This window comes from Nocardia sp. NPDC101769 (genome assembly GCF_044766925.1).
In the GTDB taxonomy this organism is placed as follows: Bacteria; Actinomycetota; Actinomycetes; order Mycobacteriales; family Mycobacteriaceae; genus Nocardia.
The window spans coordinates 101,849-117,660 of the sequence record NZ_JBIWMX010000021.1 but is presented as its reverse complement, the minus strand read 5'-3'; the positions used below and the strand labels follow the sequence as shown (position 1 = coordinate 117,660).

Here is a 15,812-nt window from a genome sequence, read left to right as displayed (position 1 = left end):
CTCGGGTCGAGCGCCCTGAGTACCGTGGCCACCATGAATTCGCTGCTGCACCGGATATTGGATATCGCGCCGATCTGGGTGTACCTGGTCGTCACCCTGCTGGTGTTCGCCGAGGACGCGATCTTCGTCGGCTTCGTGATTCCCGGTGAGACGGCGGCGGTGCTCGGCGGTGTGGCCGCCAGTCAGGGACATGCGCTGCTGTGGCTGATGATCCTGCTGGTGGTGGCCGCCGCCATCATCGGTGACAGCGTGGGCTACGAGGTCGGCAAGCACGTGGGCCCGCGGCTGCTGCAGGCCTCGATGCTGGATCGGCATCGCGGCCGCCTCGACCGCGCCCAGGACTATCTGGCCCGGCGCGGGGGCTGGGCGGTGTTCCTGGGCCGGTTCACCGCGTTCTTCCGGGCCATGATGCCCGCGCTGGCGGGCACCTCGCGCATGCCCTACCGGCGCTTCCTGCTGTTCAATGCGGCCGGTGGAATCGTCTGGGGCACCGCGTTCGTGGTGCTCGGCTTCGTGGCCGGGCAGTCCTACGAGGCGGTGGCCAAGACGGTCGGCCGGGACCTGGCCATCGGTGTCGTCGCCATCGTCGTGCTCGCGCTGATCGTGTGGAAGCTGCGCGAACGGCGCCACGAGCGGGCCTTCGAGGCCGAGTACGAGGCGACCCACGAGGGACTGATGACGCCCGAAACCGATTGAGTCCAACCGGTTTCGGGCGTCCATACTCAGACCGTCGCCAGCTCGCGCTGCGGCTCCGGCTCGCTGTCCTCCTGCGGCCCTTCGATATTCAGCGTCGGCAGCACCCGATCCAGGCGGCGGGGCAGCCACCACGCACGGCGGCCGAGCAGGGCCAGAACCGCGGGGACCAGCGTCAGCCGGACTGCGAACGCGTCCACCAGCACGCCCACCGCCAGGGCGAAGGCGATCGGCTTGATCATGGCGTCGTCGGTGGGGACGAAGGAGGCGAAGACCGCCACCATGATCGTCGCCGCGGCCGTCACCACCCGGGCGTTGTGGCGGGTGCCCTCGATGATCGACGCCCCCGCATCGCGGCGGTGCAGCCACTGTTCGCGAATCCCGGACACCAGGAACACCTGGTAGTCCATGGCCAGTCCGAACAGCACGCCCACCAGGATGATCGGCAGGAAGCTCACCACCGGCCCGACCTTCGAGACACCGATCAGGTCCGCGGCCCAACCCCATTGGAAGACCGCGACCGTGGTGCCCAGCGCCGCCGCGACCGACAGCAGGAAGGTGAGCGCCGCCTTCACCGGTACCGCGATCGACCGGAACACCAGGACCAGCAGCACCAGGCTCAGGCCGACCACGATGCCCAGGAACGGCACCAGGGACGCGGAAAGCCGTTGCGAGACATCGATGGTGACCGCGGTGTCGCCGGTGACGGCCACATCGGCCCCGGGGACCGCGCCGGCCCGATCACGGATGGCGTGGACCAGATCGGTGGTCTGCTGCGACTCCGGCGTGCTGGCCGGAACCACCATGACCAGCGACTGGCCCGCCCGCTGGGTCGGCTGTGGCGGTGCGACATATGTGACGTCGGGCAGTCCGCACACCGTGTCGGCGACCGTCGCGGCGGCGCGGGTGTCGCCGTTCGGCGCGTCCACGACGACCACCAGCGGGCCGTTGAATCCGGGTCCGAACTTCTCGGCAATGGTGTCGTAGGCCTGGCGCTGACCCGTCGCCGCGGCGGCGGAACCATTGTCGGGCAGGGCCATTCGCAGTGAGGCGGCGGGCAGGGCCAGCAGGATCAGCGCCCCGGCCACGGCCACCACGGTGACGAGCGGCCGCGCGGTGACCAGCCGTGCCCAGCGGGCGCCCATGCTGTCGGCTCCGGTGGCGGTGGCCCGCCGGTGGGCGCGCGAGCCCGCCCGCGGCGTCAGCCGGGCACCGGCGAATCCGGCCAGCGCGGGCAGCAGCGTGAGCGCCACCGCCACCGCGATCAGCACCGCGCCGGAGGCGGCCAGCCCCATGACGGTCAGGAACGGAATGCCGATCACGCTCAGCGCGGCCAGCGCGATGATCACCGTCGTGCCCGCGAAAACGACTGCGCTGCCCGCGGTCTCGTTGGCCCGCCGCGCCGATTCCCGGGGCGTCAGCCCGGCGGCCAGCTGGGACCGGTGCCGGGACAGGATGAACAGCGCGTAGTCGATCCCGACCGCCAGGCCCAGCATGAGCGCCAGCGTCAGCGCGGTCGACGACACCGGCACTGCCGCGCTCAGGGCCGACAGCCCGCCCACCGTGACCGCGATGCCGAAAACCGCTGACAGGATCGGCATTCCGGCCGCCACCAGCGATCCGAACGTGATCAACAGGACCAGCACCGCCACCCCGAGCCCGAGGATCTCGGTGACGCCCGGCTTCATTTCCCCGGCCCCGTACGCGGAGCCGCCGACCGACACGTCCAGCCCGGCCTCGCGCGCGGTCTCGCCGGACCGTTCGACCGCGTCCCGAGCGGCGCTGGTCACCTTGGACCGGTCGCCGTCGAAGTGCACGACACCGATCGCGGTGCGCTGGTCCTGCGAGACGGCTCCCGCCTGCTGGGGCGCGGTCACCCCGATCGCTCCCGGCGCGGTTCCGGCGACCTCGAGGGTGTGCTGGATCGCCGTGCGATAGGGCGCCTCGGTGATGAGGTGGCCCGCCGGCGCGGTGAAAACCAGTTGCGCGTTGGCTCCAGCCGCGTCCGGCGCGGTCTCGGACAGGGTGTCGAGAGCCCGCTGGGACTCGGCCCCGGGCACGGTGAAGCGGTCGTCGAGGCGGCCGCCCGCGAGCGCGGCACCGCCGACGACGGCGATCAGCAGGAAGGCCCAGATCGAGACGACCAGGCCGCGGCGCCGGAAGGCGAAGTCGCCGATCCGGCCCAGTAATGCGCTCATCGGTGATTCCTCTCGGAAGCGTGCGGGTTGATGTTGACGGGCGTGAACTTTATGGGTGTTAACTTGCCTCCCAATCTGTACAGGTGTCAACATCAATGTCGTGGACATCACCGACGATGTGGCGAAGAAACCCGCTCGCGAGGGTCCCTACCACCACGGGGACCTGCGCAATGCCCTGGTGAGCGCCTCCGCGCAGCTCGCCGAGATCGGCGGGCCCGCCGCGGTCACCGTCCGCGCCGCTGCGCGTGCGGTCGGCGTCACCGCCACCGCCGCCTACCGCCATTTCAACGGCCATGAGGAACTGCTCGCCGCGGTGCGCGAGCAGGCCGAGGAAGCCCTGTTCGAGGCCCTCGACGGCGCGATGAAAAACGTTCCGGCGCAAGATGATCCGACCGCGACCGCGATCGCCCGGCTGGCCACCGCCGGGCGCGCCTACATCGAATACGCCGAGCGGGAGCGCGGCCTGTTCCGGACCGCGTTCTGCGGCAGCGATGCCGACGTCCACAAAGAGGTGCTCGAGGACCCCATCTTCCAGCTCATCGGGGTCGGAATCGACGCCCTGGTCGCGGCTGGATTCATGGATCCACGTCAGCGTCCCGGCGCGGAATTCACCGCGTGGGCGGCCGTACACGGGCTGGCGAGCCTCATCGTCGACGGCCCACTGGCCGACGCCGAGCCCGCCGACCGCGAGGCGGCCATCGACCATGCCGTCGCCACCGTCCTGCGCGGCTTCGCCACCGGCCCGCGCGCCGAGCCGTACCGCTCGACCGACCCGCACATCGCGCTGCCCGCCTGATTCGGACGACTCGCCGCGCGAATTGTCCTATGTTCACCGCCATGTCGCGAGTCCGTAAGCTTGCGGCGTTTTGATGACCGCGCAAACGGACTCACGGTGACAAGGTTTTCTCGATGCTGAACCCCCTCGGCACGGTGCCCCGCACGGGTATTCCGGCACAGCTCGCCGCGCAGATGACGATGGACGAGCAATACGACTGGCACCGTTCATATCTGAAACGGCATCGGGTGAGCCGCCGCACCTTCCTGTGGGGCAGCGCCGCCGCGGCCATGGCCGCCGGACTCGGCTCCGCCTTCGGCGGCCGCGGCATCGCCTACGCCGACGACGCTCCGCTGACCGTCGGCGGCCGCCGCGTCGGGTACGGCACCGACGCCGCCAGTCAGCTGCGCTTCTCCGCCCAGCTGTCGCGAAACCCGGGCGCCACCAAGGTCTTCCTCGACCACGGCCCGACCCCGGCACTGGGCGGCACCCTCGAGGCCGAGGTCCGCAATCTGGTCACCCAGCTCCCGCGCACCGACGGGGGAGTGCTGTCGGCCGAACAGTTCTACGTCCACGCCCCCGTCGACGGACTGCCCGGCCGCCTGCCGCACTTCTACCGCTGGCGCACCGCCGACGGCTACAGCAGCGACGTACTCTCCGCGAACACCGCCATGCCGACCTCGCGCGCCGCGCTGCTGCCGTTCCGCTTCACCATGATGGGCGACCAGGGCGTCGACGACACCCCGGCGCTGCCCGCGGGCATGCCGGCGGGCGCCTACCGCAACAAGTACGGCGAGGGCGACGCCCCGAGCTCCCGCAATGCCGAGAACATCCAGCGCCAGATCGTCGCCAGCAACCCGGAATTCCACATTCTGGCCGGCGACATCTGCTACGCCGACACCTCCCACGGCGGCGGCCCGGACTGGTTCGTGCCCAACGGCAAGGCCGACACCGACGCCATCGACGCCTACAACCCGTTCGTGTGGGACACCTACCTGCAAGCCATCGAGAGCAGCGCGGGCCGTGTGCCCTGGATGTTCGCCACCGGCAACCACGACATGGAAGCCGTCTACGGCAATCACGGCTACGGCGGCCTGATGGCGCGCATGGACTTTCCGGGCAACGGGCCCGCGGGCTGCCCGTCGGTGTACTCCTTCACCTACGGCAATGTGGCGGTGCTGTCGCTGGACGCCAACGAGGTGAGCTGGCAGGTCCGCGCCAACCTCGGCTATTCCGGTGGCGCACAGAACAGTTGGGTGGAATCCACCCTGGCCGGCTACCGCGCGAACCCGAGCATCGACTTCATCGTCTGCTTCTTCCACGAATGCGCCTACGCCACCGGCATCGGCGGCGCCAGCGACGGCGGCGTGCGCGGGGCCTGGGCCGACCTGTTCGACAAGTACCGGGTCGACCTGGTGTTGCAGGGCCACAATCACAACTTCGAGCGCACCGACCCGATGCGCGGCGGGCAGCCGACCAAGGCCGCCCCCGACAACTCGATCGTCTACCCCGACACCGACGGCACCGTCTACTACGTGGTCGGCGGAGGCGGCGCGGCGCACGCCACCTTCGCCGCAGGTGACACCTACCGCGGCAACGAGCAGCCCGACACCTTCGTGCCGGAGAGCACCCTGTGGGGTTCCGACGGCAAGGAGCGTAAGGAGGCCGTCGCCTGGTCGCGGGTGCGGTTCAGCCGCTACTCGTTCATTCGTGTGGATGTGCGGCCCGGCGTGTTCTCCAGCGAAATGGACGTGGTCGCGGTCGACGAGCACGGGCGCGAATTCGACACCGTGACCTACCGCCGCCTGGTCTCCCGCTAGTCCCGCACCGCCTTCCCGGTAGCCGTGCCGACCCTCGCGGCGGCACGGCGCATACTGGGTGCCGTGTTACAGACCCATACACCGCTGCAGCTGAGCAGTTTGGTGAGCTCCTGGCGGTGGGACACCTCGACCGTGCTGGTCACCGCGCTCCTGGGACTCGCGTACGCGGCCTGCTTCCTCAAGGGAAGACAGCGCGGCGAGCAGCTTCCGGTGAGCCGGGCCCTCTACTTCGGCCTGGCCGGACTGGGAGTGTGGTTGTACACCGGCGTCGGCATGATCGGCGTGTACTCCGACACCCTGTTCTGGGTGCGCGCGCTGCAGGTGCTCCTGCTGCTCTACCTGGTGCCCTTCGCGCTCGCGGCCGGTGCGCCGTTCACCGTGCTGCGTGCGGCGCTGGGCCCGGCGGGCCGGAAACGCCTGGACGCCATGCTCTCCGGCAGTGTCGCCCGGCTGCTCACCCACCCGGCCACCGCCTCGATGCTGATCCTGCTGCTGCCCTGGGTGCTGTTCCTCTCGCCCTGGTACGAGTCCGTGCTGCGGCACGGGGGCGTCGACGCGGTCACCCGAATCATCGTGGTGGCCATCGGGTTCCTGTACTTCTACTCACGCCTGCAGATCGATCCGGTGCCCAAGCACTTCACGCAGGGTCTGTCGCTGCTCATCACCATCGCGGAGTCCCTGGCCGACGGCATTCTCGGCATCGTGCTGTGGCTGGGGCCGCTGATCGCCACCGGCTACTACGGCTCGCTCGGCCGCACCTGGGGTCCGGACGCGCGCCTGGACCAGACCATCGGCGCGGGCATCCTGTGGCTGCTCGGCGATTTCCTCGGGCTGATCTACTCGCTGGTCGTCATGCGGGCCTTCGCCGCCGACGAGAAGCGCAGGGCCGGGGAGGTGGATGCCGAGCTGGATGCCGCCGAGGCGGCGCGGGCGCAGCGGAAGGCGGTGTCGCGCACCGCGACCCGGGCTGCGGAGGCGGTCGACGAGCCGGTGTCCACCGGACTGTGGTGGGAGAACGACCCGCAGCTGCGCGAGCGCTTCCGCCGCTGAAAAGTGACCTGGCTCACCAAGATCAGGAGTCAGTGATATCGGCTATTGATACGCCTTGGTCGGCACCATCGTCGGCGCGGGCATCGGCTGTGTCGTCGGCATCGTCGGCGGCGCGACGCTGAGTTTGCCGGTGTTCGAGGGCATGGGCTTGGGTCCGGTGCTCGGCTGCCTGGCCGGTGCGGGCATCGGCATTCCGCTGGGCGCGGCGGCCGGCCTGATCCTGACCGGAGCGCCCGCGGCCATCATCATCGGCATCGGATTCGTCCAGCGCATCAACGATTCGGCGAACCGGTAGTTATCGGCTCGCGAATGCGGGGTCCCCAATGGGGGTGTGAGGCGGGCCTCTTTATGCGCCGAAAGGTTGCCTGGATCACTCATGCGGGCTCAGCGAACGCCATTTTTACGCAAAACGTACGTTACGAACTGTCTTTGCTACGGTTTGGCAACAAATAGGCAACATTTGCTGACTTATCCTGTATGGGGTGCTCGATGAGGACCTCGCTCCCAGGAGGGAAGCGCCCGTTCAAGAAAGCGACAAGAAGTTTATGCGTTTCACCAAGTTTGCCGCCACCTCGGCCCTGGCCATCGCGGCCCTCGGCATCTCCGCCGGTACCGCCTATGCCGATCCCGCGGCCGCCGCCGCTCCCGGCATCCACTGGGACACCAAGATCGACGGCGCTTCGGTGGTGCTGAAGACCGACGCGGGCTCGCTGACCACCCAGGACGGCCAGTTCCAGGTGCGTGACAACAACGGCGGCCTGGTCACCCAGTTCCCGCTCGACATCATCACCGGTGACGTCGCCCACCCGGTCGCCGCCCGGATCGACGGCAACACCGCCACCTTCACCCCGAACATGGACCCGGCCGCCGCCTTCCCGGCCCCGGCCCTGCCGGCCCCCGTGGTCAAGGACGTCGCCAGCCAGGCCGACCAGGACGCCGCGTTCTCCGCCGCGGTCAACCAGTTCGGCATCGCCACCTCCATGGGCACCCTGCTGGGCACCCTCATCGGCGGTGTGGCCGGCTGCGCCATCGGCGCGGCGGGCGGCGCCATCGCCGGTGTCGTGGTCATGTCGGTTCCGGCCGGCATCGCGGGCTGTGTCGCCGGCGCCGCGATCGGCATCCCGCTGGGCGCCGCCGCCGGTCTGGTAGTGACCGGTGTGCCCGCCGCCATCGCGGTCGGCATCGGCCTGTTCAACCGCCTGAACGCGCCGGACTCCACCCCGGCCGCCAGCTGAGCCGCTGAGTAGGGGCCGGACCGCGACCACCACGGTCCGGCCGGGCCGCGGCAGTGGCGCGCACGCCGCGGCGAGCAGCGGTGCCGATGCAGGAGGCACTGCGTGACAACAGAATTCGGGCCGGGTCGCTTGGGGGCGACCCGGCCCGAATTCGTTCGCGGTGCTGCCGGACGGGGCCGGCAAAACCCGAATGCCCCACGGACGTGTCCGTGGGGCATTCGGGTTTTCGCGTCGAACTAGCGCGGGCGGCGCGACACGATGGAGTCGCGGATCAGGACGAAGGCGATACCGATCGCGAACAGCACCAGGAAGATGTAACCGACATTGCCGGTGCCCGAGGAGCTGCCCTGCTGGTTCTCGAACAGCATGGCCAGCAGGATCACGACGACGACCCAGCCGGCGGTGCGAGCGGTACGGCGCGACTCGCCGCTCCAGCCCCACGCGGCGGACGGAACCTCGGCGGTGTCGACCTTGGTCACAACCTCAGAGGGGTGCGCGGGTTCCAGTTCCGTGGCGGCCACTGTGGCTCCTTTACGGCTCGAATCGATTGCTGGCCAATATCGTGACATACGACCCAGCGTCGTAGCGAGCAGGGGGCAGGGGACAATGGGTTCCGTGTCCGACGTTGTGAGAGTTCTGCTGCTGGGCAGCACCGGTTCGATTGGTACGCAGGCACTGGAGGTGATCGCGGCCAACCCCGACCGCTTCGAAGTGGTGGGTCTCGCGGCGCGCGGGGGCAATGCGGACCTGCTGGCACAGCAGATCGCGGCCACCGGGACCGGCAACGTGGCGGTGGCCGACCAGGCGGCGGCGGCGAAACTCGGTGTGGCGCTGTCGGGTCCGGACGCCGTGACCGAGCTGGTGCGGCGCACCGACGCGGACGTGGTGCTCAACGCGCTGGTCGGCTCGCTCGGCCTGGAGCCGACCCTCGCCACGCTGGAATCGGGGCGGCGACTCGCCCTGGCCAACAAGGAGTCTCTGGTGGCGGGCGGCTCGCTGGTGACACGGGCGGCCAAGCCGGGCCAGATCGTGCCGGTGGACTCCGAACATTCGGCGCTGGCCCAGTGCCTGCGCGGCGGCAGCGCCGACGAGGTCGCCAAGTTGGTGCTCACCGCCTCCGGCGGACCCTTCCGCGGCTGGACCACCGAGATGCTGGAGTCGGTGAATCCGGCCGAGGCCAAGACCCATCCGACCTGGTCCATGGGACCGATGAACACGCTGAACTCCGCGTCGCTGGTGAACAAGGGCCTCGAGCTGATCGAGACGCACCTGCTGTTCGGCATCGACTACGACCGCATCGACGTCACCGTGCACCCGCAGTCCATCGTGCACTCCATGGTCACCTTCACCGACGGCTCGACCCTCGCCCAGGCCAGCCCGCCCGATATGAAGCTGCCCATCGCGCTCGCCCTGGGCTGGCCGGACCGCGTTCCCGGCGCGGCCGCCGCGTGCGACTTCTCCACCGCCTCCACCTGGACTTTCGAGCCGGTCGACAACACGGTCTTCCCGGCCGTCGAGCTGGCCCGCCAGGCCGGTAAGGCCGGCGGCTGCGTGACCGCGGTCTACAACGCCGCCAACGAGATCGCCGTGCAGGCCTTCCTCGACGGGCTCATCCGATTCCCCGACATCGTGAGAACTGTCGCGCGCGTCGTGGAGTCTGCCGACCGCTGGAGCGCCGAACCCGGTAGCTTGGACGAGGTGCTCGCGGCCGATACGTGGGCGCGTGACACCGCACGCACGATCGTGCGCGGCTGACAGCAGGAGGGCTCGGAACCGGATGGTCTACGCGATCGGCTTCGTACTGTTCGCCCTCGGGATCACGGCCTCGGTCGCCCTGCACGAATGCGGCCACATGTGGACCGCGCAGGCCACGGGCATGAAAGTACGGCGCTACTTCATCGGTTTCGGGCCCAAGGTCTTCTCGTGGCGGCGCGGCGAGACCGAATACGGCCTCAAGGCGCTGCCGCTCGGCGGGTTCTGCGATATCGCGGGCATGACTGCCCTCGACGAGCTCGAACCCGAGGATCTCGACCGGGCCATGTACCGGCAGGCCCCCTGGAAGCGGCTGCTGGTGATGTCCGGCGGCATCCTGATGAACTTCCTCATCGGCTACCTGCTCATCGTGCTGCTCGCGGTGGGCTGGGGGCTGCCGCGTTTCGATCAGCCGCCGGCCACCCAGCTCGGCGCCATGAGCTGCGTCGCCAACATGGCTCCCGACCAGTCGCTGCTGCCCTGCACCGGGCAGGGCCCGGCCCAGCTCGCGGGTCTGCAGCGCGGCGACCGGGTGACCGCGGTCGCCGGCGTCCCGATCAAGACCTGGAGCGACTTCCGCACCCAGACCGAGAAGCAGACCGGCACCTTCGAATACACCGTCGAGCGTGACGGCAAGACGCTGCCGGTCCAGGTCACCCCGCAGATGGCAACGGTCTACACCGACAAGAACGGCACCCCGAAGACCGTCGCCAAGGTCGGCGTCGGCCAGGACTACTACGCGCCGGTCCAGCACAACATCCTCAGCGCGATTCCCGCCTCGGGCGCGTTCACCGGCCAGATCGCGGTGCGCACCGTGGAGTCGCTGGCCCAGATGCCGTCCAAGGTGGTCGACCTGTGGCACGCCGTCACCGGCGGCACCCGTGACCCGGAGACCCCGGTCAGCGTCTACGGCGCCTCCAAGATCGGCGGCGAGACCGCCGAGCACGGCCTGTGGTCGATGTTCGTGCTGACCCTGGCCAGCCTGAACTTCTTCCTCGGCGCCTTCAACCTGCTCCCGCTACTCCCGCTCGACGGCGGCCACATGGCGGTCGTCATCTACGAGAAGCTGCGCAACCTCTTCCGCAACCGCAAGGGCCTGCCCGACGGCGCCCCGGTCGACTACCTGAAGCTGCTCCCCGCGACCTACGTCGTGGTTGTCATCGGCGGCGCCTACATGATCCTCACGCTGGTCGCCGACATCGTCAATCCGGTGAAACTGTTCCCATAGCCGTTGGCGCGCTTGCGGATTCGATTGCGATGTCGCGCAACAGGGTCCGGCAGAGCCGATCGGCCCGGCGGGTGGTTTCGGGCTGACGGTATTCCGGGGTCAGCGACAGGACCTGGGCGCAGGCGGTTTCCAGGTCGATCAGATGACCGACCGAGACGTACACCGGTTTGACGTCGGTGCGGGTTCGCAGCGCGCGGCCGACCGGGTCGCCGTCGATGGTGATGACGCTGGAGGCGCCCCGCTCGCGGGCGGGCTCCTCGAACTCGCCCCAGGCGTTCTTGGCGACTCCGATGGTCGGCATGCCGGTCAGCAGGCCGAGGTGGCAGGCGAAGCCGAAACGTCGCGGGTGGGCCAGGCCCTGCGAATCGCAGACGAGCAGATCCGGTGTGGCGGTGAGGTTTTCGAGGGCGGCCAGGGTGGTGGGGAGCTCTCGGAAGGCGAGCAGGCCCGGCACGTACGGGAAATCGGTGGTGCCGCGTGCGGTGGCGGTCTCGACGGTCTCGAGCGTGGTGGCGTCCAGCACCACAATGGCGGCCGCCACATTGCCGTCGTCGTCATAGGCCGAGTCGAGCCCCGCTACCGTCCGGAATTCCGGTGGCCGGGGGTTGACGGCGATCACCCGCGTGCGCAGCCGATCTTGCAGTGCCACTGCCTCTTCCGGTGTCGCCGGCCACGGATCTGGATTCGCTACCTTCACTTTTCGGAGCGTAAACCTTGGCGTCGATCGCAACGAATATGAACTGTAGGCTCCGGGCCGATTCCGAGTCCCGCAGCCGGCGCGGGTACCCTTGTCGCCGCCGTCACAGGGCGACCGGTATTCGAGCCTCGGTAAGCTCGGAGCCGGTAAGGGTGAGGACTTAGTCGAAAGTAGGCAGCCGATCGTGAGCAGTGCCATCGCATTGGGGATGCCGGCCGCACCGGCGGCCGTCCTCGCACCGCGGCGCAAAACGCGCCAGCTGATGGTGGGCAATGTCGGAGTGGGGAGCGAATTCCCCGTCTCGGTCCAGTCGATGACCACCACCAAGACCCATGACGTCAACGCCACCCTGCAGCAGATCGCAGAGCTGACCGCGTCCGGCTGCGACATCGTGCGCGTGGCCTGCCCACGTCAGGAGGACGCGGACGCGCTGGCGACCATCGCCCGCAAGTCGCAGATCCCGGTGATCGCCGACATCCACTTCCAGCCGCGCTACATCTTCGCCGCCATCGACGCGGGCTGTGCCGCGGTGCGCGTGAACCCGGGCAACATCAAGGAGTTCGACGGCCGCGTCAAGGAGGTCGCCAAGGCGGCCGGTGACGCCGGCATTCCGATCCGCATCGGCGTCAACGCCGGATCCCTCGACAAGCGGATGCTCGAGAAGTACGGCAAGGCCACCCCCGAGGCGCTGGTCGAGTCCGCGCTGTGGGAGGCGGGCCTGTTCGAGGAGCACGGCTTCGGCAATATCAAGATCTCGGTCAAGCACAACGACCCGGTGATCATGGTCGAGGCCTACCGCCAGCTCGCCGCGCGGTGCGACTACCCGCTGCACCTGGGTGTGACCGAGGCCGGCCCGGCCTTCCAGGGCACCATCAAGTCGGCCGTCGCCTTCGGCGCCCTGCTGAGCGAGGGCATCGGCGACACCATCCGCGTCTCCCTCTCCGCCCCGCCCGCCGAGGAGATCAAGGTCGGCACCCAGATCCTCCAGTCCCTCAACCTGCGCCCCCGCAAACTGGAGATCGTCTCCTGCCCGTCCTGCGGCCGCGCCCAGGTCGATGTGTACACCCTGGCCAACGAGGTCACCGCCGGTCTCGAGGGCATGGAGGTCCCGCTGCGTGTGGCCGTCATGGGCTGCGTCGTGAACGGCCCCGGCGAGGCCCGCGAGGCCGACCTCGGCGTCGCCTCCGGCAACGGCAAGGGCCAGATCTTCGTCAAGGGCGAGGTCATCAAGACCGTCCCCGAGCATCTCATCGTCGAGACCCTCATCGAGGAGGCCATGCGCCTCGCCGAGGAAATGGGCGACATCACCGAATCCGGCGCCCCGGTCGTCACCACCGGCTAGCCACACCCCAACCCCGGCCCGGTCCGTATCGGCATCACCGCCGCTGCCGCCCGGGCCGTTCGTCATTCACGCCTTGGCCCGGGACCCGTACCGGCAGGTGTTTTCCGGGGTGGCGTGGGGCGAATGCGTACCAAAGGGCTGGATTGGGTTGGGGGGTTTGGGGTTTTGCCTGATGGGTCGGCGGTTGGGGGCAATCGGGCGGCGCGGGGCGGGAAGTTCTGGCAGGCTGTGAGCGTGCGGAGTGTGCTGGAGCCGACTCGCAGGGGCCGGACGTCCGGGGTCCGTCAGCTCGCGAACCGTGATCTGACGCAGGTCTTGCGTGTGCTCGACACCGATCCGGTGGCGACCTGTATGGTCGCGGCGCGCCTGCAGGAGTACGGGCTGGATCCGCGCGGGCTGTACGGCGAACTGTGGACCCGGGGTGGGCCGGCGGAGTCGCTGTGCTTCTCGGGCGCGAATCTGGTTCCGCTGCGCGGTGGTCGCGACGATATGAAGGCCTTCGCGGAGCGCGCGATCAAGGGGCCGCGCGTGTGCTCGTCGGTGGTGGGGCGGCGCGAGCTGACCCTGCCGCTATGGGAGTTGCTGGCCGAGCACTGGGGGACGCCGCGGGAGGTGCGCGAGGACCAGCCATTGCTCGCGCTGGAACGGCCCGCGAGTATTGCGCCGGATTTGCGGGTGCGCCGGGTGCGGCCCGAGGAGATCGATCGGTATCTGGTCGCGGCGGTCGCCATGTTCACGGAGGAGATCGGGATCGACCCGCGCACGGGCGACGGCGGCCGCAGTTATCGCCGCCGGGTGTCGGGGCTCATCGAATCCGGCCGGGCCTGGGCGCGATTCGAGGACGGTGAGGTCGTCTTCAAGGCGGAAGTCGGCGCGTTGTCGCGACGCACCGGACAAATTCAGGGCGTATGGGTCCATCCGGACAAGCGCGGCCAGGGCTACGGCGCGGCGGGGACCGCGTCCGTGGCCAATGTGGTGGTCTCCTCCGGGCGCACGGCCAGCCTGTATGTCAACTGCTACAACAAGATTGCGCGCCGCGCGTACGGCAAGGTGGGGTTCCGTCAGGTCGCCACGTTTGCGACAGTGCTGCTGGATTGAGTCCACACCCGAGCGCCGGGAGGCGGAGCGGGATGTGGGCGTGAAATCCGTTCCGATACAGAGTGTCGCGCCAGTTTGCCGGTAGTTGGCTCTAGCATCTGACCCGATGTCAACACGGGTCTTCACCACGCTGATCGTCGCCGCGGTCGCCCTCCCGGTCACCGTCGCCGCGACCGGTTGCTCGCCGGGTCCGCAGGGCCCCGCGCAGGCGGCCGAGGCCTTCGTCTCCGCCTTCGCCGACCATGAGGTACAGGCGGCGGCCGACCGCACCAGTCAGCCCGAAAAGGCCGGTGCCGCACTGGCTTCGGCGTGGGACCAGCTGCAGGCCGAGAAGCTGGTGGCCACCACCGGCGCCGCCCGCGTCACCGGCGACACCGCCATCGTCGACTACACCTACGAATGGCATCTGCCCAAGGACCGTGTCTGGACGTATCAGGGCCAGCTGCAGATGGGCCGCGCCAACGGCCAGTGGCAGGTGCGCTGGTCCTCCGCCGACATCCACCCGCAGCTGGGCAATACCCAGACGCTGCAGCTACGTTCGAATCCCGCGCCCCGCGCGCGCGTGAACGAGCGCTCGGGCAGCGATGTCATGGTGCCGGGCTCGCTGTACCGGGTGCTGTTCAAACCGTCGGCATCGGCCGACCCGACCGCTGTCTCCGCGGCGCTGGCGAATGCCCTGCACCGCTTCGACGCGCACCTCACCCCGGACTCGCTGTTGCGCGCGGCCCGCAAGGCCGACGGCGCCTACACCGCGGCGTTGCTCTCGGAATGGGAGTTCGGCCAGGTGAATTCGCAGCTGCTGGGGCTGTCCGGGGTCACCTTCAGCAAGGAATTCGATCTGGTCCCCACCGACCGCCACTTCGCCCCCGACCTCATGACCCAGGTCCGTAAGACCGTCATCGACGAGGTGGACGGCAAGGCGGGCTGGAGCGTGGTGACCGTGAATGCCAATGGCGTCGACACCGATGTGCTCCAGGAGGTCGATCCTCAGACCTCCCCGTCGTTCTCGCTCAGTGTCGACCGCAATATCCAGAACGCCGCCCAGGGCGCGGTGGATGCCCGCGCCGAGCAGACCATGATGGTGGTGCTGCAACCCTCCACCGGCGCGGTGCTGGCCATCGCCCAGAACGAGGCGGCCGATGCCGACGGCCCGGTGGCGGCGACCGGCCTCTACCCGCCGGGCTCGACGTTCAAGACGGTGACCGCCGCCGCGACCATGACCGCCGGCCACGCCACCCCGGACACCGTGGTGCCGTGCCCGAGCCAGATCGTGGTGGGGGAGCGCACGATTCCCAACTACGACCTGTTCAGCGTCGGCAATGTGGCCATGGCGACCGCCTACGAGCGTTCCTGCAACACCTCGTTCGCCAAGCTAGCCTCGGAGCTGGGTGGCCAGGATCTGCGCACGGCCGCGGCCGCGCTGGGGCTGGGCCCGGACTACACGATGGCGGGCCTGCCGACGGTATCGGGTTCGGTGCCGCCCGACGATGATCTGGTGCAGCGCGCCGAGGACGGCATCGGTCAGGGCAAGGTGCTGGCCAGCCCGTTCGGCATGGCGATGGTGGCGGCGACGGTGGCGCACGGTTCGACGCCCGTGCCGTATCTGATCGCGGGTCATCCGACGCAGGTGTCGGGTGATCGGCCGCAGTTGAAGCCGGAGGTCGTCGACGGGTTGCGGTCGATGATGCGCAAGGTGGTGCTCGGCGGTACGGCCGAGCGCATCATCGATCAGGGTGAGGTCTACGGGAAGACCGGTGAGGCCGAGGTGGACGGCGGTTCGCACTCGTGGTTCATCGGCTACCGCGGGGATCTGGCCTGGGCGACGCTGCTGGTGCGCGGTGGCAGTTCGGACAATGCGGTGGCGGTGACGCGGGACATGCTCGCGGCCCTGCCTCCGGGCTACTGAGGACCACCGCCCGGCAGG

14 protein-coding genes are annotated in these 15,812 nt (G+C 69.3%); 11 read left to right on the top strand and 3 right to left on the bottom strand.

The window, feature by feature from the left end; all coding sequences use genetic code 11:
• The first annotated feature begins 33 nt into the window (after positions 1–33).
• Positions 34–696, top strand: a complete 663-nt coding sequence (locus ACIRRA_RS28870; RefSeq protein WP_402774404.1) for a DedA family protein — start codon at positions 34–36, stop codon at positions 694–696.
• A gap of 26 nt (positions 697–722) precedes the next feature.
• Here the strand turns inward: ACIRRA_RS28870 and ACIRRA_RS28865 are convergent, their stop codons facing one another.
• Complete coding sequence (locus ACIRRA_RS28865) at positions 723–2,891, bottom strand: MMPL family transporter (protein WP_402774401.1); 2,169 nt, start codon at positions 2,889–2,891, stop codon at positions 723–725.
• Between the two features lie 100 nt (positions 2,892–2,991).
• On the opposite strand from ACIRRA_RS28865, the gene ACIRRA_RS28860 reads away from it, so the two are divergent.
• The 5 genes from ACIRRA_RS28860 (at position 2,992) to ACIRRA_RS28840 (ending at position 7,771) form a co-directional block, all read left to right on the top strand.
• Positions 2,992–3,687, top strand: coding sequence for a TetR/AcrR family transcriptional regulator (locus ACIRRA_RS28860; protein WP_402774398.1), 696 nt, complete (start codon positions 2,992–2,994; stop codon positions 3,685–3,687).
• Positions 3,688–3,800: 113 nt separating this feature from the next.
• The gene (locus ACIRRA_RS28855; protein WP_402774396.1) at positions 3,801–5,486 is read left to right on the top strand and encodes a metallophosphoesterase; all 1,686 of its coding nucleotides are present in this window, start codon (positions 3,801–3,803) and stop codon (positions 5,484–5,486) included.
• Positions 5,487–5,549: 63 nt separating this feature from the next.
• Positions 5,550–6,536 (top strand): cytochrome c oxidase assembly protein, encoded by a 987-nt coding sequence (locus tag ACIRRA_RS28850; RefSeq protein ID WP_402774393.1) that lies wholly within the window; start codon positions 5,550–5,552, stop codon positions 6,534–6,536.
• A 55-nt stretch (positions 6,537–6,591) separates the two neighbouring features.
• Entirely contained in the window at positions 6,592–6,831 is a 240-nt protein-coding gene (locus ACIRRA_RS28845; RefSeq protein WP_402774390.1) for a hypothetical protein, read from the top strand.
• Positions 6,832–7,081: 250 nt separating this feature from the next.
• Entirely contained in the window at positions 7,082–7,771 is a 690-nt protein-coding gene (locus ACIRRA_RS28840; RefSeq protein ID WP_356997838.1) for a hypothetical protein, read from the top strand.
• Positions 7,772–8,007: 236 nt separating this feature from the next.
• Here the strand turns inward: ACIRRA_RS28840 and ACIRRA_RS28835 are convergent, their stop codons facing one another.
• Positions 8,008–8,292, bottom strand: coding sequence for a DUF2631 domain-containing protein (locus tag ACIRRA_RS28835; protein ID WP_402774387.1), 285 nt, complete (start codon positions 8,290–8,292; stop codon positions 8,008–8,010).
• A 94-nt stretch (positions 8,293–8,386) separates the two neighbouring features.
• Between ACIRRA_RS28835 and dxr the strand changes: the two genes are divergently transcribed.
• Together dxr and ACIRRA_RS28825 are read left to right on the top strand one after the other, a co-directional pair.
• The gene (dxr, locus tag ACIRRA_RS28830) at positions 8,387–9,526 is read left to right on the top strand and encodes a 1-deoxy-D-xylulose-5-phosphate reductoisomerase (RefSeq protein ID WP_402774384.1); all 1,140 of its coding nucleotides are present in this window, start codon (positions 8,387–8,389) and stop codon (positions 9,524–9,526) included.
• A 22-nt stretch (positions 9,527–9,548) separates the two neighbouring features.
• Positions 9,549–10,751 carry a M50 family metallopeptidase gene (locus ACIRRA_RS28825; RefSeq protein WP_402774382.1) on the top strand — a complete coding sequence of 401 codons (1,203 nt, stop codon included), beginning with the start codon at positions 9,549–9,551 and terminating at the stop codon, positions 10,749–10,751.
• Here the strand turns inward: ACIRRA_RS28825 and ACIRRA_RS28820 are convergent.
• Entirely contained in the window at positions 10,726–11,400 is a 675-nt protein-coding gene (locus ACIRRA_RS28820; RefSeq protein WP_402774379.1) for an endonuclease V, read from the bottom strand. The genes ACIRRA_RS28825 and ACIRRA_RS28820 overlap by 26 nt on opposite strands.
• A gap of 256 nt (positions 11,401–11,656) precedes the next feature.
• Between ACIRRA_RS28820 and ispG the strand changes: the two genes are divergently transcribed.
• The 3 genes from ispG to ACIRRA_RS28805 all read left to right on the top strand — a co-directional run bounded on the left by ispG (position 11,657) and on the right by ACIRRA_RS28805 (position 15,794).
• Positions 11,657–12,790, top strand: coding sequence for a flavodoxin-dependent (E)-4-hydroxy-3-methylbut-2-enyl-diphosphate synthase (gene ispG, locus ACIRRA_RS28815; RefSeq protein WP_402774540.1), 1,134 nt, complete (start codon positions 11,657–11,659; stop codon positions 12,788–12,790).
• 234 nt (positions 12,791–13,024) lie between these two features.
• Positions 13,025–13,888 (top strand): GNAT family N-acetyltransferase, encoded by an 864-nt coding sequence (locus tag ACIRRA_RS28810; RefSeq protein WP_402774376.1) that lies wholly within the window; start codon positions 13,025–13,027, stop codon positions 13,886–13,888.
• Positions 13,889–13,994: 106 nt separating this feature from the next.
• Positions 13,995–15,794: a penicillin-binding transpeptidase domain-containing protein gene (locus ACIRRA_RS28805; RefSeq protein WP_402774374.1), complete on the top strand. Its 1,800-nt coding sequence runs from the start codon at positions 13,995–13,997 to the stop codon at positions 15,792–15,794.
• The last annotated feature ends 18 nt before the right edge of the window (positions 15,795–15,812 follow it).